The organism is Roseinatronobacter bogoriensis DSM 18756 (assembly GCF_004366635.1).
GTDB lineage: Bacteria > Pseudomonadota > Alphaproteobacteria > Rhodobacterales > Rhodobacteraceae > Roseinatronobacter > Roseinatronobacter bogoriensis.
This window is the reverse complement of the sequence record NZ_SORN01000015.1, coordinates 23129-41421: the sequence shown is the minus strand read 5'-3', so window position 1 is coordinate 41421 and position 18293 is coordinate 23129. Positions and strand designations below refer to the sequence as shown.

General features: G+C 64.9%; 22 protein-coding genes. 18 read left to right on the top strand and 4 right to left on the bottom strand.

What is annotated here, in order from left to right; all coding sequences use genetic code 11:
- Positions 1-152, bottom strand: a 152-nt coding sequence (locus tag EV660_RS19145) for a DUF6900 domain-containing protein (RefSeq protein ID WP_168800680.1), incomplete at its 3' end; no start/stop codon positions are given.
- Between the two features lie 34 nt (positions 153-186).
- A complete protein-coding gene (locus tag EV660_RS17795) occupies positions 187-399 on the bottom strand; it encodes a hypothetical protein (RefSeq protein WP_071480063.1) in 213 nt (70 codons plus the stop codon).
- Between the two features lie 133 nt (positions 400-532).
- On the opposite strand from EV660_RS17795, the gene EV660_RS17790 reads away from it, so the two are divergent.
- The 11 genes from EV660_RS17790 (at position 533) to EV660_RS17740 (ending at position 10258) form a co-directional block, all read left to right on the top strand.
- Positions 533-1072: a hypothetical protein gene (locus EV660_RS17790; RefSeq protein ID WP_071480062.1), complete on the top strand. Its 540-nt coding sequence runs from the start codon at positions 533-535 to the stop codon at positions 1070-1072.
- A complete protein-coding gene (locus EV660_RS17785) occupies positions 1020-3062 on the top strand; it encodes a phage terminase large subunit family protein (protein WP_071480061.1) in 2043 nt (680 codons plus the stop codon). Before EV660_RS17790 ends, EV660_RS17785 begins: the two co-directional genes overlap by 53 nt.
- A 3-nt stretch (positions 3063-3065) precedes the next feature.
- A complete protein-coding gene (locus EV660_RS17780) occupies positions 3066-3275 on the top strand; it encodes a phage head-tail joining protein (protein WP_071480060.1) in 210 nt (69 codons plus the stop codon).
- Positions 3276-3286: 11 nt separating this feature from the next.
- Entirely contained in the window at positions 3287-4777 is a 1491-nt protein-coding gene (locus EV660_RS17775; protein WP_071481954.1) for a phage portal protein, read from the top strand.
- Positions 4777-6231 carry a S49 family peptidase gene (locus tag EV660_RS17770; protein WP_071480059.1) on the top strand — a complete coding sequence of 485 codons (1455 nt, stop codon included), beginning with the start codon at positions 4777-4779 and terminating at the stop codon, positions 6229-6231. The genes EV660_RS17775 and EV660_RS17770 overlap by 1 nt, the downstream gene beginning before the upstream one ends.
- Positions 6232-6319: 88 nt before the next feature.
- Positions 6320-6700: a head decoration protein gene (locus EV660_RS17765; protein ID WP_071480058.1), complete on the top strand. Its 381-nt coding sequence runs from the start codon at positions 6320-6322 to the stop codon at positions 6698-6700.
- A gap of 49 nt (positions 6701-6749) precedes the next feature.
- A complete protein-coding gene (locus tag EV660_RS17760) occupies positions 6750-7772 on the top strand; it encodes a major capsid protein (protein ID WP_071480057.1) in 1023 nt (340 codons plus the stop codon).
- An 11-nt stretch (positions 7773-7783) separates the two neighbouring features.
- Positions 7784-8095 carry a head-tail joining protein gene (locus EV660_RS17755; protein WP_071480056.1) on the top strand — a complete coding sequence of 104 codons (312 nt, stop codon included), beginning with the start codon at positions 7784-7786 and terminating at the stop codon, positions 8093-8095.
- The gene (locus EV660_RS17750) at positions 8092-8724 is read left to right on the top strand and encodes a DUF6441 family protein (protein ID WP_071480055.1); all 633 of its coding nucleotides are present in this window, start codon (positions 8092-8094) and stop codon (positions 8722-8724) included. The genes EV660_RS17755 and EV660_RS17750 overlap by 4 nt, the downstream gene beginning before the upstream one ends.
- A 199-nt stretch (positions 8725-8923) precedes the next feature.
- Positions 8924-9724, top strand: a complete 801-nt coding sequence (locus tag EV660_RS17745) for an LEM-3-like GIY-YIG domain-containing protein (RefSeq protein WP_071480054.1) — start codon at positions 8924-8926, stop codon at positions 9722-9724.
- Between the two features lie 114 nt (positions 9725-9838).
- Positions 9839-10258, top strand: coding sequence for an acyl-CoA transferase (locus tag EV660_RS17740; protein ID WP_071480053.1), 420 nt, complete (start codon positions 9839-9841; stop codon positions 10256-10258).
- Between the two features lie 9 nt (positions 10259-10267).
- On the opposite strand, the gene EV660_RS17735 is transcribed toward EV660_RS17740, so the two are convergent.
- Complete coding sequence (locus EV660_RS17735; protein ID WP_084634743.1) at positions 10268-10753, bottom strand: thermonuclease family protein; 486 nt, start codon at positions 10751-10753, stop codon at positions 10268-10270.
- A 111-nt stretch (positions 10754-10864) separates the two neighbouring features.
- On the opposite strand from EV660_RS17735, the gene EV660_RS17730 reads away from it, so the two are divergent.
- The 4 genes from EV660_RS17730 to EV660_RS17715 all read left to right on the top strand — a co-directional run bounded on the left by EV660_RS17730 (position 10865) and on the right by EV660_RS17715 (position 14677).
- Positions 10865-11821, top strand: a complete 957-nt coding sequence (locus tag EV660_RS17730) for a phage tail tube protein (protein ID WP_071480051.1) — start codon at positions 10865-10867, stop codon at positions 11819-11821.
- On the top strand, positions 11822-12277 hold the full coding sequence (locus tag EV660_RS17725; RefSeq protein WP_071480050.1) for a hypothetical protein: 456 nt from the start codon (positions 11822-11824) through the stop codon (positions 12275-12277). It abuts the gene before it with no gap.
- 98 nt (positions 12278-12375) lie between these two features.
- Positions 12376-12516, top strand: coding sequence for a DUF7697 family protein (locus tag EV660_RS18975; protein ID WP_232727342.1), 141 nt, complete (start codon positions 12376-12378; stop codon positions 12514-12516).
- The gene (locus EV660_RS17715) at positions 12497-14677 is read left to right on the top strand and encodes a phage tail tape measure C-terminal domain-containing protein (protein WP_071480049.1); all 2181 of its coding nucleotides are present in this window, start codon (positions 12497-12499) and stop codon (positions 14675-14677) included. Before EV660_RS18975 ends, EV660_RS17715 begins: the two co-directional genes overlap by 20 nt.
- 91 nt (positions 14678-14768) lie before the next feature.
- Here the strand turns inward: EV660_RS17715 and EV660_RS17710 are convergent, their stop codons facing one another.
- On the bottom strand, positions 14769-16181 hold the full coding sequence (locus EV660_RS17710) for a hypothetical protein (RefSeq protein WP_071480048.1): 1413 nt from the start codon (positions 16179-16181) through the stop codon (positions 14769-14771).
- Positions 16182-16321: 140 nt separating this feature from the next.
- Here EV660_RS17710 and EV660_RS17705 point away from each other — a divergent pair, with 140 nt between their 5' ends.
- The 3 genes from EV660_RS17705 to EV660_RS17695 are packed head-to-tail and all read left to right on the top strand — an operon-like array spanning position 16322 to position 18284.
- Entirely contained in the window at positions 16322-16948 is a 627-nt protein-coding gene (locus tag EV660_RS17705) for a DUF2460 domain-containing protein (RefSeq protein ID WP_071480047.1), read from the top strand.
- Positions 16945-17829, top strand: a complete 885-nt coding sequence (locus EV660_RS17700) for a DUF2163 domain-containing protein (protein WP_071480046.1) — start codon at positions 16945-16947, stop codon at positions 17827-17829. The genes EV660_RS17705 and EV660_RS17700 overlap by 4 nt, the downstream gene beginning before the upstream one ends.
- The gene (locus EV660_RS17695; protein WP_071480045.1) at positions 17826-18284 is read left to right on the top strand and encodes an NlpC/P60 family protein; all 459 of its coding nucleotides are present in this window, start codon (positions 17826-17828) and stop codon (positions 18282-18284) included. Before EV660_RS17700 ends, EV660_RS17695 begins: the two co-directional genes overlap by 4 nt.
- Positions 18285-18293 lie beyond the last annotated feature (9 nt).

Sequence of the window (18293 nt, the reverse complement as noted above, 5' to 3'; positions counted from 1 at the left end):
GCGGCGCGCAGGGCCCAGACCGCCACATCATGGAAATCGAGACGATCCCGGTTGCGGGTTTCCAGCGTCTCGAGGCGGAACTGGCGCTGGGCGATGTCAAAGATGACGGCATCGCGCTGGGCGTTCGGGGTGGGTTCGGTGCGGGATGGCATGGCTTTGCTCCGGGTGATTCAGGGGCGCGCGAGCTCAGATCAGCCCGTGCTGCTTCAGGACCGGCACCACATCGGCCAGCTCGATGGTCAGGCAGTCGATCCCAACCCGGCCTGCCATCTCGAAGACCTCGGCGTTGAGGCTCTGGTCGTTGAGGTGGCGCTGTAGCGCGGCAGTGGTCATGGCCTGCACGAAGCGGGCGCGGTCAATAAAGATGCGGGTCGTGTCGGAGGGGATGGCGATGGTCATGGTTTTGGCTCCTTGCGTTGTGCGCGATGCACCGTTTCCTTGATAACAGAATCGCTCTATACGGGAGTGTAATCAACTGAATAAGCAGCGCATTTCCGTTTAATTCCAATATCTTGAGGATCGCCGCAGAGCCATGGAAGGTATGTCCGAGCGTGCCTACGCCGCCCATTCCGGGCTCTCGCGCGGCGCGGTGCAGAAGGCGCGGAAGAACGGGCGGCTGGTGCTCTTTGCCGATGGCTCGATCAATGCGGCAGCGTCCGATGCACGACGCGGCGCGATGACCGATCCGGACCAGCAGATGCGCTCGCGCGGCGGTGGCGACGGGATGATCAGCGGGCCGGGAGAGACATCGTCCTACATCAAGGCCCGCACTGCGCTGACCGTTTACATGGCGCAGGACAAGCAGATCGCCATCCAGAAGAAGAAGGGCGTGCTGGTGGACCGCGCACGCGCCGAGACGCTGGTGTTTCGCCTTGCGCGCCAGGAGCGCGATACATGGGTCACCTGGCCCACCCGCGTCGCCGCGCTGATGGCCGCGCAATTATCCGCAGAGATGGAGAAGGCCTCGGGGGTGCCCGTGACGATCGAGACTGCGATCCTGCAGAGGGTGCTGGAAACCCATGTCCGAGAGCAGCTCGACGCCCTCGCAGACCTCCGGGTCTCGCTTGCATGAAGGAGACAATGATCACAGCCTGACCGACAGCGACCTGACAGAAGACCTCGACCTCGGCTTCGACGGCGCGGAAGACATCCTGCGCGCCTGGCGGCGGGGGATGCGGCCGGACGCCGATCTCACCGTGTCGGAATGGGCCGATGCGCATCGCTGGCTCAGCTCGCGCGCCTCGGCCGAACCCGGGCGGTACCGGACTGCGCGCACGCCCTATCTGCGCGGCATCATGGATGCGCTGTCCCCGAGCCACCCGGCACAGCGCATCAGCTTCATGAAGGCCGCGCAGGTCGGCGCGACCGAGGCGGGAAACAACTGGATCGGCTTCGTGATCCACCACGCGCCGGGGCCCATGCTTGCCGTGCTGCCGACCGTCGAGATGGCCAAGCGGACCTCGCGCGGCCGGATCGATCCCCTGATCGAGGACAGCCCGGCGCTGAAGGAGCGGGTCAGTCCTGCCCGCTCCCGCGACGCTGGCAATTCGATGCTGTCCAAGGAATTTCCGGGCGGCATCCTGGTGCTGACCGGCGCGAACTCGGCCACTGGCCTGCGGTCGATGCCCGCGCGCTATGTGTTTCTCGACGAGGTCGATGCCTACCCGGCCTCGGCCGACGAGGAAGGCGATCCGGTCACGCTGGCCGAAGCGCGGACCACCACCTTCGCGCATCGGCGCAAAGTGTTCATGGTCTCGACCCCGACCATCCGGGGCCTGAGCCGGATCGAGCGGGAGTTCGAGGCCAGCGACCAGCGGCGCTTCTTCGTGCCCTGCCCGCACTGTGGTCATCGCCAGTGGCTGCAGTTCGAACGGCTGCGCTGGGCGAAGGGACGTCCGGAAACGGCAACCTATCATTGTGAGGGCTGCGAGCGCCCCATCGCCGAGCACCACAAGACCGAGATGCTGGCGCGCGGCGAATGGCGCGCGACCGCCGTATCCGCCGACCCGACCGCCATCGGGTTCCACCTCTCGGCGCTCTATTCGCCGATCGGCTGGAAGAGCTGGGAGCAGATCGCGCGGGACTGGCTGGCGGCGCAAGGCTCGGACGAGATGCTGCGCGCGGCGCGCAACACGCTGCTGGGCGAGACCTGGATCGAAAGCGGCGAGGCCCCGGAATGGCAGCGGCTGGCCGACCGGCGCATTGCCTTCCCCGCGCAGATCCCCGCAGGCGGGCTGTTCCTGACCGCGGGGGCGGATGTGCAGAAGGACCGGATCGAGGTCGATGTATGGGCATGGGGCCGTGGGCTGGAAAGCTGGCTGGTGGATCACATCGTCATTCCGGGCGGGCCGGATGATCCGGCCTGCTGGGAGAAGCTGACTGCGCTGCTCAGCCAGACATGGGTGCACGAGAATGGCGCGTTCATGACGCTGGCCAAGCTCGCCATCGACACCGGCTATGAGTCCGCCGCCGTCTATGCGTGGTCCCGCAAGCAGGGCATTGCGCAGGTGGCACCGGTGAAGGGCTTGGAAGGCTTCAACCGGGCCACGCCCGTGTCTGGGCCGACCTATGTCGATGCGACCGTGAACGGGCGGAAGCTGAAGCGCGGGGCGCGGCTCTGGACAGTGGCCACGGCCACGTTCAAGGCGGAGACCTATCGCTATCTGCGGATCGAGCGGCCCTCCGAGCCAGACGCCCCCGCATCGGCGGGCACGATCCACCTGCCCGACTGGGTGGACAGCGAATGGCTCAAGCAGCTGGTCGCCGAGCAGCTGGTCACGATCCGCGACCGACGCGGCTATGCCCGCCAGGAATGGCAGAAACTGCGCGAGCGCAACGAGGCGCTGGACACCCGCGTCTATGCGCGGGCTGCAGCGTGGATTCTCGGCGCGGACCGCTTTGATGAACGCATGTGGCGGCAGCTGGAGAAGCAGGCGGGGGTGGAAACTGCCTCTGTGCCAATGGATGCCGCGCCAGAGAAACCGACAGCCCCGCAAGCCGGGAAAATGACGACGCCAAGGCGGCGCGGCTGGAAGATCAGCACGCCCCGATACATGGAATGATTGATGACCCTCGACGAGCTGAAATCCCGCCACAGCGCCCTGCTGGCCGCGCGCTACAGCGGCACGCGCTCGGTCAGCTATGACGGCAAGAACATCACCTATGGCTCGGATGCCGAGCTGGCCGCCGCCATCGCCGATATCGAGCGCCGGATCGCGGCGCTGGAACGGACCAGCCGGCGCGTGTTGCGCCCCTTCGCCGTGAAGGACCTGTGATGGCCAGCGCGATGAACTGGCGTCAGCGCCTCGGGGCCTTCATCGGCGGGTTCGATGCCGGCCAGCATCATCGGCGCCTACGCGGGTTCCGCGCGACGCGGGCGCATGTCAACGCGCTGATCGCCGCTGCCGGGCCGGACATCACCGCCCGCGCCCGCTGGCTGGTGCGCAACAACGGCTATGCCGTGAATGCGGTGGAAAGCTGGGCCGCCAACACGGTGGGCGACGGGATCAAGCCGATCTCGAAAATCGGGGACGCCGCGCGCAAGGAGGAACTGCAGCGCCTCTGGCTCGCCTGGACCGACGAGGCTGATGCCGAAGGGCTGACGGATTTCTATGGGCTGCAGCGCCGCGCCGCGCGTGAGGTGTTCATCGCGGGCGAGGTGTTCTTCAGGATCCGGATGCGCCGAGCGGGTGACGGGCTGACAGTGCCGCTGCAATTGCAGATGTTGCCCGCTGAGATGCTGCCGCTGGAACAGACCGGGACAGCAGCGAACGGCAATGCCATTCGTCAAGGCATCGAATTCGACCGGATCGGGCGGCGCGTGGCCTATCACTTCCTGCGCCGCCATCCGGGCGACAGCACCGATCCGGGGCTGGCAGGTGAGGTCGTCCGCGTCCCGGCATCGGAGGTCATCCATGTCATCGACCCGGTCGAGGGTGGCCAGTTGCGCGGGGTCTCCAAACTGGCCCCGGCCATCGTGAAGCTGTTCCTGCTCGATCAGTATGACGATGCCGAGCTCGACCGGAAGAAGGTCGCAGCTATGTATGCGATGTTTGTGACCTCGCCTGCGCTGGAGAACCCCCTTGCCCCGCCCGAGGACGAGGACGGACCAGCCGGAGTGGAAATCAGCCCGGGCCAGATCGTGCGGCTGGATCCCGGCGAGGATGTGACTGTGGGCCAGCCCGCCGACAGCGGGGGCACTTATGAGCCGTTCCAGTACCGGACGCTGCTGCAGATCTCGGCTGCGCTGGGTATCCCCTATCCATACATCGCCAACGACATGGTGAAGGGCAACTTCTCGAACTCGCGCCTCGCGCTGATCGAATTCCGCCGCCGCGTCTCGGCCTGGCAGCATTCGGTGATGGTCTGGCAGCTCTGCCGACCCGTCTATGCCCGATGGATGGATGCGGCCGTGCTGTCGGGCGCGCTCACCCTGCCCGGCTATGAAGCCAACCGCGCGCAGCTCCTGACCGCCGACTGGCTGCCCACGAAATGGGACTGGGTCGATCCGCTCAAGGACGCCAATGCAGAGATCGCCCAGATCGAAGCCGGGCTGAAATCGCGCACGCAGGCCATTGCCGAGCGGGGCTATGACGCAGAACAGGTCGACCGGGAGATCGCCGCCGAACGTGCCCGCGAACGGGCGCTGGGCCTCGACTTCCGCCGCCCCGGCTCGCCCGCGCAGGGCGTGCAGGCGGTGCCAGCCGAGGGGCATGACGACACCGACACAACCGATGACGCGGAGGACCGCCCGCGCCCAGACGAGGACCAGCCCTGATGCTCCATGCCCGCATTGCCGCGCGCGCCTTCAACACGCCGCTGCTGGTGGAACCCTCCAAGGCCATGGCGTTCCTGTCGGGCCTCGGGCCCAGCATTCTCGGGCGGCGGGTGGAGTTGGTCGATGGGGACGCCACGCCGGATGGCACCGCCGCCCTGCCCGCCCGCGCCAGCATTCTGGCTGGTGGCCTTGCCGAGAGCTTTCACCTGCACGGCGATGCGCCCTATCCGGTCGTCGACGGCATTGCCGTGATCGAGATCGCGGGCGTGCTCATCCATCGCGGAGGCTGGATCGGCCAGTCTTCGGGCCAGACCAGCTATGAGGGGATCGCAGCCCAGATCGAGGCGGCGGCGAGCGATCCTGCGGTGCGCGGCCTCGCGTTGGAAATCGACAGTTTTGGCGGTGAAGTTGCGGGAGTTTTTGACCTCGCAGATCGTATTCGTGCCATCCGGGGAGCCAAGCCAGTCTGGGCCTTCGTTGCCGAACATGCCTTCTCGGCGGGTTATGCGCTGGCGAGCCAGGCGGATCGTATCCTGTTGCCGCGCACCGGCGCGCTGGGCAGCATCGGCGTCGTGGTGCTCCATGCCGACCTCAGCGGGCAGCTCGATCAGGACGGGGTGCGCGTCACGCTGATCCATTCCGGCAGCCACAAGGTCGAGGGCAATCCCTATCAACCGCTGCCCGAGGCCGTGCGCGACGACATCCAGCGCGAGATCGACCTGCTGCGGTTCCTGTTCGCGGAGACCGTCGCGGCCGGGCGCTCTGGTCGCCTGAGCCAGGAGGCTGCGCTGGCGACCGAAGCCGCGACCTTCCGCGGAGCGGATGCTGTCGCCGCTGGCCTCGCCGACGAGGTCACCGATCTGGCGCGGGGCTTTGCCGCTTTCCGGCAGATGCTGGCGCAAAGACCGCCTGCAGCCATCGCACGCATGGCCCCCTCGACACGAAACGATGCCATCACCCCCCGAACCCGAAAGGAGACAACCATGTCCAACGCACCCGACCAGGACGAGACTTTGCAAGAGGATGTCAGCGATGCGCAGCCGGATGATGCTGCCGACGCCGTGGTCGAAACCCCCGCATGCGATGCCCCGGAAACTGCTGCCGCGCCGGAATCACCCTCTGAACCAGCACCGGCACCAGCATCTTCGCAGCGGGCAGCCTCGCCACAGCCGAGCAATCTGGCCGAGCTATCGGCGCAGCTGCGCGAGGCGGCGGCGGAAATCGCCGAGATCGCGGCGCAGGCAGGCCGCCTCGGCATCGCGATCGATGCCGCGAAAGCGCTCCGCGAGGGCACCACCCCCGAAGCCCTGCGCAAACTGGTACTGCAACGCGCGGCCGATGCATCTGATGCGCGGGACGTGATTGCGGCAGCGCCCTCGCCCATCCTGCCGAAATCTTCCGAAAGCCCGATTGTGACCGCTGCAAAGCGCGCTGCTGCCAACCCGCGCGGCTGATCATCACCGACCAGATGACTCGCCTGGCTGTCGTCCCCTGCCGCATCGGCTGGGGATTTCTTTTGACCCCTGACATAGGATCCCCGCCATGACCGTCCTTCACCAGCCCGCCACGATGGGCGATGTCCTCAAATACGAGGTCAATCCCAACTACACCCGCGAAACCGTCACCCTGCTGGAGGGCACAGCCTATCCGGTCGGCGCTGTGCTGGGCCGCATCACCGCCAGCGGCAAATACAAGCTCGCCACCTCGGGCGGCTCGGACGGTGCCCAGACTGCAAGCGCCGTTCTGCTCTACGCCGTCGATGCCACTGGCGCAGATGGCATCGGCGTGGTGGTCGCGCGCGGGCCAGCAATCGTCTCGCGCGCCGCCCTCGTCTTTGACGCCACTGTCGATGACGGGGCCAAGATCGCCACCAAACATGGCCAGCTGGCTGCGCAGGGCATCATCCCGCGCGACACCGCCTGATCCGAGATCTCGCACCTCTTCCCTGCCCCTCTTTCCCCCGGAGTTCCCCATGACCATCACCCGCAACCCGTTTGACGCGGGCGGCTATTCGCTCGCCGAGATGACGCAGGCCATCAACATCCTGCCCAACCTCTATACCCGCCTCGGCCAGATCGGCCTCTTCCGCTTCGAGGGCGTGACCCAGCGCTCCATCGTCATCGAGCAACGCGAAGGCGTCCTGAGCCTCCTGCCCTCGGTCCCGCTCGGCGCACCGGCCACGGTCGGCAATCGCGAGGCCCGCTCCATGCGCAGCTTCGCGCTACCGTGGATCCCGCATGACGACGTGATCCTGCCCGCCGATATCCAGGGCATGCCCGCGCTGGGCGTCTCGGACGCGGCCGATCCGCTGGTCGAGGTGATGAACCGCAAGCTCACGCTCATGCGCCGCAAGCATGCCCAGACCCGCGAATACATGGAGATGAACGCGCTGCGCGGCATCGTGAAGGATGGCGCGGGCACCACGCTCTACAACTACTTCACCGAGTTCGGCCTCGATCAGATTTCGGTCGATTTCGTCTTCGGCACCGCCGGCACCAACATCCAGGGCAAGGTCCGCACCACGCTGCGTGCGATCGAGGACAACCTCAAGGGCGAGACCATGACCACCGCCCATGCGCTGGTGAGCTCGGAGTTCTTCGACAAGCTGATAAGCCACCCGAAGACCGAGGACGCCTACAAGTTCTTCTCGGCGACCGGCGGCCAGCCGCTGCGCGAGGACATGCGCCGCGCCTTCCCCTTCGCGGGGATCCTGTTCGAGGAATACAACGGCTCGGTCACCCTCTCGAACGGCACCTCGGAGCGGCTGATCCCCACCGGCGAGGGCATCGCCTTCCCGCTGGGCACGTTTGATACCTTCACCACCTATGGCGGCCCCGCGAACCTGCTGGAGACAGCCAATACGGTCGGTCTGCCGCTTTATGCGCGCCAGATGATGGATGCCAAGGGCCGCTGGATTGATCTCATGACCGAGGCGTCAATCCTGCCGGTCAACAAGCGTCCGCGCCTCGCGATCCGCCTGCACAGCTCGAACTGACGGGCGCGTTCATGTCGGTCTTTGCCGCCGCCATCGACAATCTCTTCGCCGACCCGAACATAGCCCGCGATGCCACATGGATCGCGGACGGTGGCGCACCGAAACTCGTCCGCGTGGTCACCCGCCGCGCGGATGAGGTCACCGGTTTCGGTGACACCCGGATCTGGTCCGAGACCACCCGCATCGACCTGCGCGTGGCCGAGGTCACGAACCCGCGTCCGGGCGACCGCGTGGAGATCAGTGGCGAAGCCTTCCTCATTCAGGGCGAACCAGTCCGTGACCGCGAGCGGCTCATCTGGACCGTTAATCTGAGGCCTGCATGAAACTGAAGCTGGATATCACCCCTGACCTCGTCGCCATGATGGCCGCTGAAATCAAGGCTGGCGAACGCGCCGTCACCACTGCCACGCGCGAGGCTGGCAACAGCCTGAAGTCCGCTTGGCGCGCGCAGATCACTGGCGCGGGGCTGGGTCAGCGGTTGGCGCGCACTATCAGGTCGGAGCAGTTCCCCAAGGGCAAAACCAGCCTGAGCGCTGCGGCGGTGGTCTGGTCGAAAGCGCCGGTGATCATCGGTGCCCACGATACCGGCCCACTGATCCGGTCGCGAAACGGGTTCTGGCTGGCGATCCCCACACCCGCTGCCGGGAAATCCGCGCGTGGTGGCCGTATCACCCCCGGCGAATGGGAACGCCGCTCGGGCCTGCAGTTGCGTTTCATCTACAGGCGCACTGGTCCGAGCCTGCTGGTGGCCGAGGGCCGGCTGAACGCGCGCGGGCGGGCTGTGGCATCGCGCGCGAAAACCGGGCGCGGTGTGACCACAGTGCCGATTTTTCTGCTGGTGCCACAGGTCAAACTGCCGAAGCGGCTGGATTTGGCGCGGGACGCAAGGGCCACGCAGGACGCACTGCCGGGAGCGATTGTCGCGAAATGGGTGGAGGGAAAGATCGGATGACACCCCGCGAGACGCGCACGGCGGCCATGGTGGACCTGTTACCTACGTTGCCGCGTGAACGGGATAGGGTTGTCGCCAAGTGCATGCGAACCAAACCTGCTGATCGCACCCAACATCCATTTGCTCGCGGGTCAACTGCCTTGACACGTGAGATAATCTGAACTCCTTTTCCAGAAGTGCCCGCAAGCCGGAGGGGTTCATGCATTTCAATGCAATGGTGACATCCAAGTTGAAGGCATACGTCTATGCCTTGGCTGACCCGCGCGTCAGCGGGTCATTGCGCGACAGGGTGTTTTACATTGGAAAGGGGAACGGAAACCGTTGCTTCAATCATGCGCATATTGAGCGCAGCCAAGGCGAGGAACCGCTCAACGAGGCGGAACACAAGCTCGGGCGCATCCGCGAAATTCGCCACTCTGGAAATGATGTCGAGATCTTGATCGTTGCACACGAACTCGATGACAAGGTAGCTCTTGATCTCGAGGCCGTCCTTATTCCCCTGCTTGGCGATACCAACAAGGTATCAGGCCATGGCGATAGGAAACTGTGGCTCACGCGAAATCAGATCAGCGAGGCCTATGACCGTCCAGTGACGCGCGCCGACGTGCCGCTGTTCCGCGGGAATATCTTGTTTGTGAGCTTGAACCGGCAGGATACCGGCTCTCTGCTGGGTTCCGAGGATCCGGAGCGTCTTGCTCGAGCGACCCTTGGGGACTGGAACCTTTCGGCGGAGCGTTCGGCCCGAGTCGACTGCATCATCGGGGTCAAAAATGGATTGATTGTCTCTATTTTCGAAACCTCTAAACGCAGCGACAACACGACAGAGTTCCTGCGCATCAAAAGCGAAAAGAAGCGTGCCCACGGCAGGTCGCGATTCAGCGGACATCGAAGGCATGATCTCGAACACGATCTGCGCGGAAGAAGTGTCACTGAGGACGCAAAAACGCTCTCAAAAATCCGACCCGGCGCAGGGTGTCAGTATCTAGATGCGATGACCTGAGAGCATTCCAAGGCTGAAGGAGAAGCGGCGGAATTACGCGCCGCTTGTGAAATGAGCACGTGCGGCCGATTCCTCGGTTGCAATCGTGTGACATTACCTGAAACAGGAAAACTAATGTCCCCTCGCGAAACCATCCTCACCGCCCTGGCGGACCTGATGCGCACGGTGCCGCATGTGCCGGTGCTGCGCGGTGAGGTGCTGCCCGAGCGCGTTCCTGCCGCCGGGCTCATGATCCTGCGCGATGGCGAACCGGGCGAGCCCGGCGTCACGCTCTCACCGCTGCGCTACCACTTCCAGCACCGGGCCGAGATCGAAACGGTTGTGCAAGGGGCCGATCGCGACACTGCCTTTGCCACGCTTTGCGCCAGCATCGGCGCGGCAATCTCCGCCGAACGCACGCTGGGTGGCCTTTGTGACTGGGTCGAGGCGGAAGCGCCGCGCCCGGTCGATCTGCCGATCGAGGGCGCGGCCAGTCTGAAAGCAGCGGTGATTACGGTGGTGCTGCACTATTCCACGGCCGATCCGCTCGGGTGAATGGCCAGATCAGCAGGTGCCATAATAATTGAGCGAGAACCGACAGAACTCGGTCGCGGTACCACTTCTGATCATTTCGCGCGTGATATCGCGGCCATCAGGCAGGAAACACTGACCGACGATGCGCCCGAAACGGTCGATATCGCGCGTTCGGCAGTGCAGAACCTGACCAGAGACCAGCCGCGTCATCGCAGCGGTTGCTGCAGCGCCGCCGGGGCGATTGGTCTCCGGCGCATCAAGACCCCAGACACGGATGCGCACATCCTGACCGCTGATCCAGAAGGTATCGCCGTCGACAATGCGCGTCACGCGCCCTGAAAAGTCGATATCCGCTGGCAAGGCTGAAGCGCCGGGCGCCGTCGTGACAGATGTTGGGACATCGCAACTGTTCAGCGCCATGGTCCCGGCAAAGGCCAGAATGGCGACCGAGCCAAAGGATCTGAAGCGGCGTAGTGGCGAAGGGCGGCGAGATCGTCGCCGGAGAAATCGGAACATGCGGGTTATCCTGTGTGTTCTGCTCTTGGGGCGGGCGCCCGTCCCCTGTGTTTCAAAACATCACGGCGCAGACAAGGCACTGACGCCATCACCGTAAAGAAAGGACACACCATGGCACGAGCCCAGGGGGCGCGGGCGCAGATGGCGCTGGCGTTCGAGACGACATATGGCACGCCGCCCGCGAGCGGCTACACGCGGATGCCCTTTGCCAGCGCGACGCTGGGGGCGGAGCAGCCGCTTCTGAACAGCGAGCTTCTGGGCTATGGCCGTGATCCGCTGCCGCCGATCAAGGATGCGGTGACCTCGGATGGCGATGTCGTCGTCCCCATCGACGCGCAGGCCTTCGGCTTCTGGCTGAAGGCCGCGTTTGGCAACCCGACCACGACGGGGGCATCAGCGCCCTACACCCATCAATTCCAGTCTGGTGCATGGGCGCTGCCCAGCATGTCGATCGAGACCGGGATGCCGGAAGTACCGCGCTATGCGATGTATTCGGGTTGCGTGCTGGATCAGTTGTCATGGCAGATGCAGCGCTCGGGCCTGCTGACCGCAACGGCACGACTGGTGGCACAGGGCGAAACAGTGGGGGCCGCCACCAGCGCGTTCGGCACAGGTGCCTCACCCCCTGCGACCCTCGATCTGCAGCGCTTCGGCCATTTCAACGGCGCGATCAAGCGCAATGGCGTCGATCTGGGCAATGTCGTCTCGGCCGAGATCACCTATGCCAACAACCTCGACCGGATCGAGACCATCCGCGCTGATGGGCGCATTGATGGCGCAGACCCATCCATCGCTGCGCTGACTGGCCGGATCGAGGTGCGTTTCGCCGACCAGACGCTGGTCACGCAGGCCATCAATGGCGACCCCTGTGCCATGGAATTCGCCTATGTCCTGCCCTCTGGCGAGAGCTTCACTTTCACCGTGCACGCCGTCTACCTGCCCCGCCCGCGCATCGAGATCGCGGGACCGCAGGGCGTGCAGGCCACTTTCGACTGGCAGGCTGCGCGGGATGCGACTGTCGGGCGGATGTGCACCGCCACCCTGATCAACGCCATGGAGGCTTATTGAATGCTCACCCTCGATCTGACCAATGCGCCCCGCTGGCATGACCTCGCCCCCGGCGTGCGCGTGCAGCTGCGCCCCTTGACCACCGCGCTGATGGTCGCCACCCGCGCCGACCCGGAGGTCGAGGCCGTGCCCGATGAGGCCACGGATGAGACCCGCGCCATGGCCTTCGCCAAAGCCCTCGCAAGGCGGGCCGTGCTCGATTGGGAGGGGATCGGTGATACAGGCGGTGTGCCCATCGACCCCAGCCCCGAGGCCATCGACGCGCTTCTGGACATCTGGCCCATCTTCGAAGCGTTCCAGCTGACCTATGTCTCGAAGGGCCTGCTGCTGGAACAGGAAAAAAACGCCTCTGCGCCCTTGCCGAGTGGGAGTTCGGCGGGGGCGCGCGCTACTGCGAAGCCTGTGAGCCCTTCGAGGGCCGCGAAAGGTCGTGCCCGGACTGCCCCGCGCGGCTGAACCGCCCGCTCACGCAGGAAGGTTGGCAGGTCCGGGATCTGGTCGGGCGTCTGGGCGGCCAGCTGCGCATCACGCCGGGTGCGGTGATCGGCTGGGACATGACCGCGGCACTCGCGCTGGGTCAGGCGCTGGGCGTGCCGCCCCTGGTCCTGGCGGAACTGCTGCCAGGGATTGAGGCCGTGATGGTCCTCAAGCTCAACGAACAGATGGAAGCACATCATGGCGGAGAAACGGGTTAGCGTCCGCCTTGCGGCTGTGGGCGGGCGTCAGGTGCGCTCGGAACTGGAGGGCGTGGGCGAGGCTGGCAAGCGCGGTTTCGGACGGCTGAGCGCGGAGATGGAGGCGGCGAACCGGCGGCTGGCGGCGTTCTCGCGACGGGTGAAACTGGCGGCTGCTGCGGCAGTTGCGGCGGCGACTGCAGCAGGTGTGGCCATGATCCGCTCCGGCCTGCAAACTGTCGATGCACAAGCCAAGCTTGCCGCCTCGCTCGACACCACTGTCGCCAGCATTCAGGTGCTGGAACGCGCAGGCGATCTGGCAGGCGTGTCCATGGGTCAGGTCGAACAGGCCACGATGCAACTGACACGACGCCTGTCGCAGGCGGCCTCTGGTACTGGACCTGCGGTCGAGGCGCTGCGCCGGTTGCGCCTCTCGGCGGAAGACCTGCAACGCCTGCCGCTCGATGCGCGCATTGCAACGATTCAGGAGGCGCTGGGCCAGTTCGTGCCCGAGGCAGAGCGCGCGGCAGTGGCCTCGCAGCTGTTTGGGGATCGCGCTGCACTGGTCTTTGGCCGCATCGACAGCGCCACCTTGCGCCAAGCCACACAGGACGTGCGAGATTTCGGTGTGGTGGTGTCTGATCAGGACGCCGCGCAGATCGAGCGCACCAATGATGCCATCTCACGCCTTGGCCTGATCTGGCGGGGCTTGTCGAACCAGCTGGCGGTGGCCGCAGCGCCGGCGCTCGAAGCTGTCGCCGATGCCATGGCGTCTGTTGCGCGCACCACCGGCCCGCTGGGCATGGCAATCCGGGGTCTCTTTGACAATCTCGGACGCCTTGTCAGCATCGCGGGTACCTTCGCCGCCTTCATGGCCGGGCGCTGGGTGGCCGGGCTGGCCGCTGCGGCGCTTTCGGTACGCGGGTTGGCGACTGCGCTGGTGCTGCTGCGCGGGGCGCTGATCCGCACCGGCATCGGCGCGCTGATCGTCGGCGCGGGCGAGCTGGTCTATCAGTTTGGCCGACTTGTTTCCGGCGCCGGTGGCTTCGGGGCCGCGCTGGAATTGATGGGCAATGTCGCGCGCGCGGTCTGGGACGGCATGGCGGCCTCGATGTCGACCTTTGGCGACCGGTTTCGCGCCATGCGCGCGGATATCGAGGCCCTCTGGCTACGGCTGATGCGGTTTTTGGGCCAGACATGGGCGGATTTCCTGAGCCGGATCGCGCCCGGGTTCAACCAGATCGCCGATGTGATCGGCGCAGGCTTCCAGATCGACGCGCTGGGCGTGCAGGCCTGGGTGTCGAGTTTCGATGCCGGGATAATGCGGGCCGAACGTTCGGCCGAGGGATTTCGCGCGCGGGCGGATGCAACACTCGCCAGCGCCTTTGACGGCGCACGCGAGGCCATGGCTGCGCTTCTCGCAGCAGTGCGCGGGTCTGGCGAGGAAAGCGCAGATGCGCTGGACGCGGCAACAGCTGGTGCGCAGCGTATGTCCGAGGCGCTGGATCAGGCTGAAGCAGCAGCGGGACGCGCGGGTGCTTCTGGGCGACAGGCCGGATCGGACACCGCCACTGGCGCAACTGTTGCGCTGACTGGCTGGCAAGCGGTGACGGCCGCGCTGTCCGAGTATGCCGACAAGGCGCGCGATATCGGTGCGGATATCGGTCAGGCGCTGGTGGGCGCGTTCGGGGCGGCCGAGAACGCCGTCGCCGATTTCGTGCGCAAGGGCAAGCTCGACTTCCGCGATCTGGTGACCTCAATGATCGCCGATCTGGCACGGCTGGCGGCGCGCCGCTTTATCTTGGGCCCACTGGCGGGGCTGCTCTCCGGCGTACTGGGCGGCGCAGGTGGGCTGTTCGCCAATATCTTCCATGCGGGCGGTGTCGTGGGCGGCCCCGCCCCGGCGCGCATGGTGCCTGCCATGGCCTTTGCCGGTGCGCCGCGGATGCATTCCGGCGGCTGGGCGGGCCTCAAGCCTGACGAAGTACCCGCAATCCTGCAACGCGGCGAGCGCGTGCTCTCGCGGAGAGAGGCCGCTGGCTATGGAGGACGCAGTGGGGATGGCGGCACGACTGTGAATGTCACGATCATGGCGCGCGATGCGGAAAGCTTCCGCCAGTCCCGCACGCAAGTGGCAGCAGACATTGCCCGTGCGGTCAATCTCGGGCGGCGGGGCATGTGAATGCGGTGGAAGGCGGCGCAGTATGGTCACATGGAGCCTACAGCGGACGGTCGCCCCGCCCTTTTCGAGCTCACGAATTCAGAACAATTCGTCAGGACCAACGCGCGAGGAAATCCTGCACCTGCGCCCCTGCATCCACTGCGCCAAGGAAATACCACAGTGCCAGCAAAAGCCCGATATTGGTCAACACTGCCCGCGCATTGGCCGCCCATTTCCAACGCGCGATGCTGGCCGCGCGCGACTCGGGCGTGGCCCCCGCACGGATTTCGGCGGCGATGCTGTCGAGCGCGAAGAAAATGACGACGCTCAGCGCATATGATGGGATATAGGCCCATAACCAAGGTTGGGTCAGCAATTCGGCCCAATCCAATGATGCCAGAAACCCTATCACGCCCATTGGCGCGCCAGCCTCGGCGGTTGTGCTTTTCAGCGCCAGCCATTTCTCGAAGCTAAACAGCCCAATGGCGAGAGCCGCAAAGGAAAAGCCGCCAAAGATTAGCCACAGCCAGTTGATCACCTTGCTGCTGTAAGATTCCGCCCAGATGCGTAGCTCTTCGCCTTCATGGCTTAGCCACCCGCGCCGGACCCAGAGCAAGGGAATATAAAACCATGCGGTGGATTTGATCGCCCAACGCCAGAGCATGGCGGGCAAGAAGAAGATGAGCGAGGCGATAAAATTGATGACCAAATGACCGAAGTATTTTTGAGAGAGGCCGACTTTACTCAAAGAAAATGAAAATAACCCACCGTAGGTGAATCTAGGATCCCCGGGAATCAGTTCCGGAGGGTGCCAAACATCCGAAACCAGCATCGAAAACCGCCAGTTCGTGGGCAGTTTACGCAGTCCCGGCCAAAGATAGCATGCAGTCGCCGCAAAACGCGTGGCTGTCGCCCTTAGCCACACGCCAACAATAACGCTGGGGCTGATTGCCGTTAGCACTCCCGCTAGCAAGACCGCCGCTAATACCGCCCCGGCTTTCGCTGACGTTGCCGCTCCCACCACCAAAATCGGTCCAGCTACCATTCCCGCTAAAACTATTGCTGCCACCAACGCTACCGCTCCTGCTAGGGCGCCCGCTATCGCCAGCCCCCCCATGATGGATAGCCAGCCAATCAGCATAACCTTCCAAAAAAAGGCCCAGTTGCTTTCATCACCAACCCAGTTTGTCGCCAGCACCCACACGACTCCACCAGCCATACCAGTGGCGAGGCCAAGGATCATAACGGTCTTGATAAGACTTGGTTTCTTTTCATCGGATTGGTCGATGTAGGCATTAAACCACTCGACACCCTTGGCGATGGATCGTTCCGAGCGCAGCAGAACCAGTGGCGTGGCGATCAAGATGAGCCAATGGTGCCATGTCACGCCGAACCATAGAAAAAGCACCCAATAGAGCGCTACACAGGCCAGCGTTTCTGCCACCGCCAGAACGGAAACCAACCCCGCCGCGCGACTGTCTTCGGTGGATCGCCAGACCCATGTTTTCGCGAGGGTTTGCGTCATGCTGCGACAATATCGGGGTCGCCTTGAAATGCAACATGATCACGCGCCTGCGAACCCCAAACGTCCGCAAGGTCCCGCATAGCCGCCCCTAAGTCGACCCGCTTCCTGAGCAAACCCCTACTTCCTGAGACGAGGATCAGATGTCCTTTGACGAGGTCCGGTTTCCGGACGCGATCAGCCGTGGTGCGCGCGGCGGGCCGGAGCGGCGCACGCAGATCGTTGAACTGGCCTCGGGCGACGAGGAACGAAATGCCAGCTGGGCGAACTCGCGCCGCCGTTATGATGTCGCCTATGGCATTCGACGCGCCGATGATCTTGCCGCTGTCGTCGCCTTCTTCGAGGCGCGGAATGGACGTCTGCACGGGTTTCGCTTCAAGGACTGGTCGGATTACAAATCCTGCGCACCGTCACAGATGCCCGGGCCGCTGGACCAGCCTATCGGCACAGGCAATGGCAGTGTGACCAGTTTCGCGCTGATGAAGCGCTACAGCTCCGGCAATCAGACCTGGACCCGCGCCATCACCAAGCCGGTCGCAGGCAGCGTCCGCCTCGCGCTGGGCGGGGTTGAACAAGCCAGTGGCTGGACGGTTGATGCCACGACCGGCGTGGTGACATTCGGGACCGCCCCGGCCACAGGTGTCAGCATCACCGCAGGCTTCGAATTCGAGGTCCCCGTCCGCTTCGACAGCGACACGCTGGACGTCACCCTCGATATCGAGCGGCTTGGCTCGATCACCTCCATTCCCCTGCTGGAGATCCGGCGATGAAACAAATCGACCCTGCACTGCAAGCCCATCTCGATGAGGGCACGACAACGCTGGCCTGGTGCTGGCGCATCACGCGCGCCGATGGGGTCAGCTTTGGCTTTACCGATCATGATTGCACATTGATGTTCGAGGGCACGGAGTTTGAGCCCGAGAGCGGCTTTGCGGCCTCAGAAATCCGCGCCGGGTCGGACCTGTCGGTCGATGCGCAGGATGCCGAGGGCGTGCTGTCCTCGGACCGCATCACCGAGACGGATATTCTCGACGGGCGCTGGGACAATGCGGAAGTCGAGCTCTGGCGCGTGAACTGGGCGGACACCAGCCAGCGGGTGCTGATGCGCCGGGGCGCAGTCGGGCAAATCCGGCGCGGACGCATGGCCTTTGTCGCCGAGGTGCGCAGCCTCGCGCATGTGCTGGGCCAGACTGTCGGGAGGACGTTTCAGGCAGGCTGCGATGCGGGCTTGGGCGATGCGCGCTGCGGCGTCGATCTGGAGGACCCGGCCTACAAAGGCAGCGGCGCTGTCATCGACCTGCTGCGTGACCGGGCCTTCACGGCGGCGGGGCTGGCGGGGTTCAACGCGGGTTGGTTTGCCTTCGGCACGATTGACTGGACCAGCGGTGCCAATGCCGGGCGGCGGGCGGAGGTGCTGGCGCATGACCTCAGCGATGGCATCGCTATCCTGACCCTGCTGGAAGCACCTGTGCGCTCTTTCACTGAGGGCGACGGTTTCTCGATCCGTGCAGGCTGCGACAAGCGGATCGAGACTTGCAGCGCAAAGTTCGCCAACACTGTCAATTTCCGGGGCTTCCCGCATATCCCCGGACAAGACACCATTCTGCGCTACGCCTCGCGCGATGGCGGGCATGAAGGTGGTGTGCTGTGACACCGGCTGATCCGGACCGCGTCATTGCGGCTGCGCGCAGATGGCTCGGCACACCATACCACGACCAGGCGAGCTTGCGCGGGGTCGGCTGTGACTGCCTCGGCCTTGCGCGTGGGGTCTGGCGCGAGGTTGTGGGGCCCGAAGCCTTCCCGATTCTGCCTTATAGCCGGGACTGGGGCGAAACCGGGTCGCGCGAAATACTGGCAGAAGGCGCGCGGCGGATGATGATCGAGGTGCCGGTGATTGATGCGCCACCCGGCGCGTTGCTCCTGTTCCGGATGATGCCGCGTGCCATCGCCAAACATGTCGGGATCCTGACCGGCCCTGACAGATTCATCCATGCTTATGAGCGGCTGGGTGTGATCGAACAGCCGCTCACATCAACGTGGCAGCGGCGCATCGCTTTTGCCCTCCTGTTTCCGGCTATCACGTCCGATCACCCCAATCCTGAGTGAGCTCCACAA

What these genes read in the sequence shown, in the direction of transcription:
- EV660_RS17710 (WP_071480048.1), bottom strand. Translation starts at nt 16,181, where the DNA reads ATGACGCAAACCCTCGCGAAAACATGGGTCTGGCGATCCACCGAAGAC.
- EV660_RS17740 (WP_071480053.1), top strand. Translation starts at nt 9,839, where the DNA reads ATGTCCCCTCGCGAAACCATCCTCACCGCCCTGGCGGACCTGATGCGC.
- EV660_RS17795 (WP_071480063.1), bottom strand. Translation starts at nt 399, where the DNA reads ATGACCATCGCCATCCCCTCCGACACGACCCGCATCTTTATTGACCGC.
- EV660_RS17770 (WP_071480059.1), top strand. Translation starts at nt 4,777, where the DNA reads ATGCTCCATGCCCGCATTGCCGCGCGCGCCTTCAACACGCCGCTGCTG.
- EV660_RS17735 (WP_084634743.1), bottom strand. Translation starts at nt 10,753, where the DNA reads ATGTTCCGATTTCTCCGGCGACGATCTCGCCGCCCTTCGCCACTACGC.
- EV660_RS17750 (WP_071480055.1), top strand. Translation starts at nt 8,092, where the DNA reads ATGAAACTGAAGCTGGATATCACCCCTGACCTCGTCGCCATGATGGCC.
- EV660_RS17730 (WP_071480051.1), top strand. Translation starts at nt 10,865, where the DNA reads ATGGCACGAGCCCAGGGGGCGCGGGCGCAGATGGCGCTGGCGTTCGAG.
- EV660_RS17790 (WP_071480062.1), top strand. Translation starts at nt 533, where the DNA reads ATGGAAGGTATGTCCGAGCGTGCCTACGCCGCCCATTCCGGGCTCTCG.
- EV660_RS17715 (WP_071480049.1), top strand. Translation starts at nt 12,497, where the DNA reads ATGGCGGAGAAACGGGTTAGCGTCCGCCTTGCGGCTGTGGGCGGGCGT.
- EV660_RS17775 (WP_071481954.1), top strand. Translation starts at nt 3,287, where the DNA reads ATGAACTGGCGTCAGCGCCTCGGGGCCTTCATCGGCGGGTTCGATGCC.
- EV660_RS17755 (WP_071480056.1), top strand. Translation starts at nt 7,784, where the DNA reads ATGTCGGTCTTTGCCGCCGCCATCGACAATCTCTTCGCCGACCCGAAC.
- EV660_RS17705 (WP_071480047.1), top strand. Translation starts at nt 16,322, where the DNA reads ATGTCCTTTGACGAGGTCCGGTTTCCGGACGCGATCAGCCGTGGTGCG.
- EV660_RS17700 (WP_071480046.1), top strand. Translation starts at nt 16,945, where the DNA reads ATGAAACAAATCGACCCTGCACTGCAAGCCCATCTCGATGAGGGCACG.
- EV660_RS17785 (WP_071480061.1), top strand. Translation starts at nt 1,020, where the DNA reads ATGTCCGAGAGCAGCTCGACGCCCTCGCAGACCTCCGGGTCTCGCTTG.
- EV660_RS17725 (WP_071480050.1), top strand. Translation starts at nt 11,822, where the DNA reads ATGCTCACCCTCGATCTGACCAATGCGCCCCGCTGGCATGACCTCGCC.
- EV660_RS18975 (WP_232727342.1), top strand. Translation starts at nt 12,376, where the DNA reads ATGACCGCGGCACTCGCGCTGGGTCAGGCGCTGGGCGTGCCGCCCCTG.
- EV660_RS17760 (WP_071480057.1), top strand. Translation starts at nt 6,750, where the DNA reads ATGACCATCACCCGCAACCCGTTTGACGCGGGCGGCTATTCGCTCGCC.
- EV660_RS17780 (WP_071480060.1), top strand. Translation starts at nt 3,066, where the DNA reads ATGACCCTCGACGAGCTGAAATCCCGCCACAGCGCCCTGCTGGCCGCG.
- EV660_RS17765 (WP_071480058.1), top strand. Translation starts at nt 6,320, where the DNA reads ATGACCGTCCTTCACCAGCCCGCCACGATGGGCGATGTCCTCAAATAC.
- EV660_RS17745 (WP_071480054.1), top strand. Translation starts at nt 8,924, where the DNA reads ATGCATTTCAATGCAATGGTGACATCCAAGTTGAAGGCATACGTCTAT.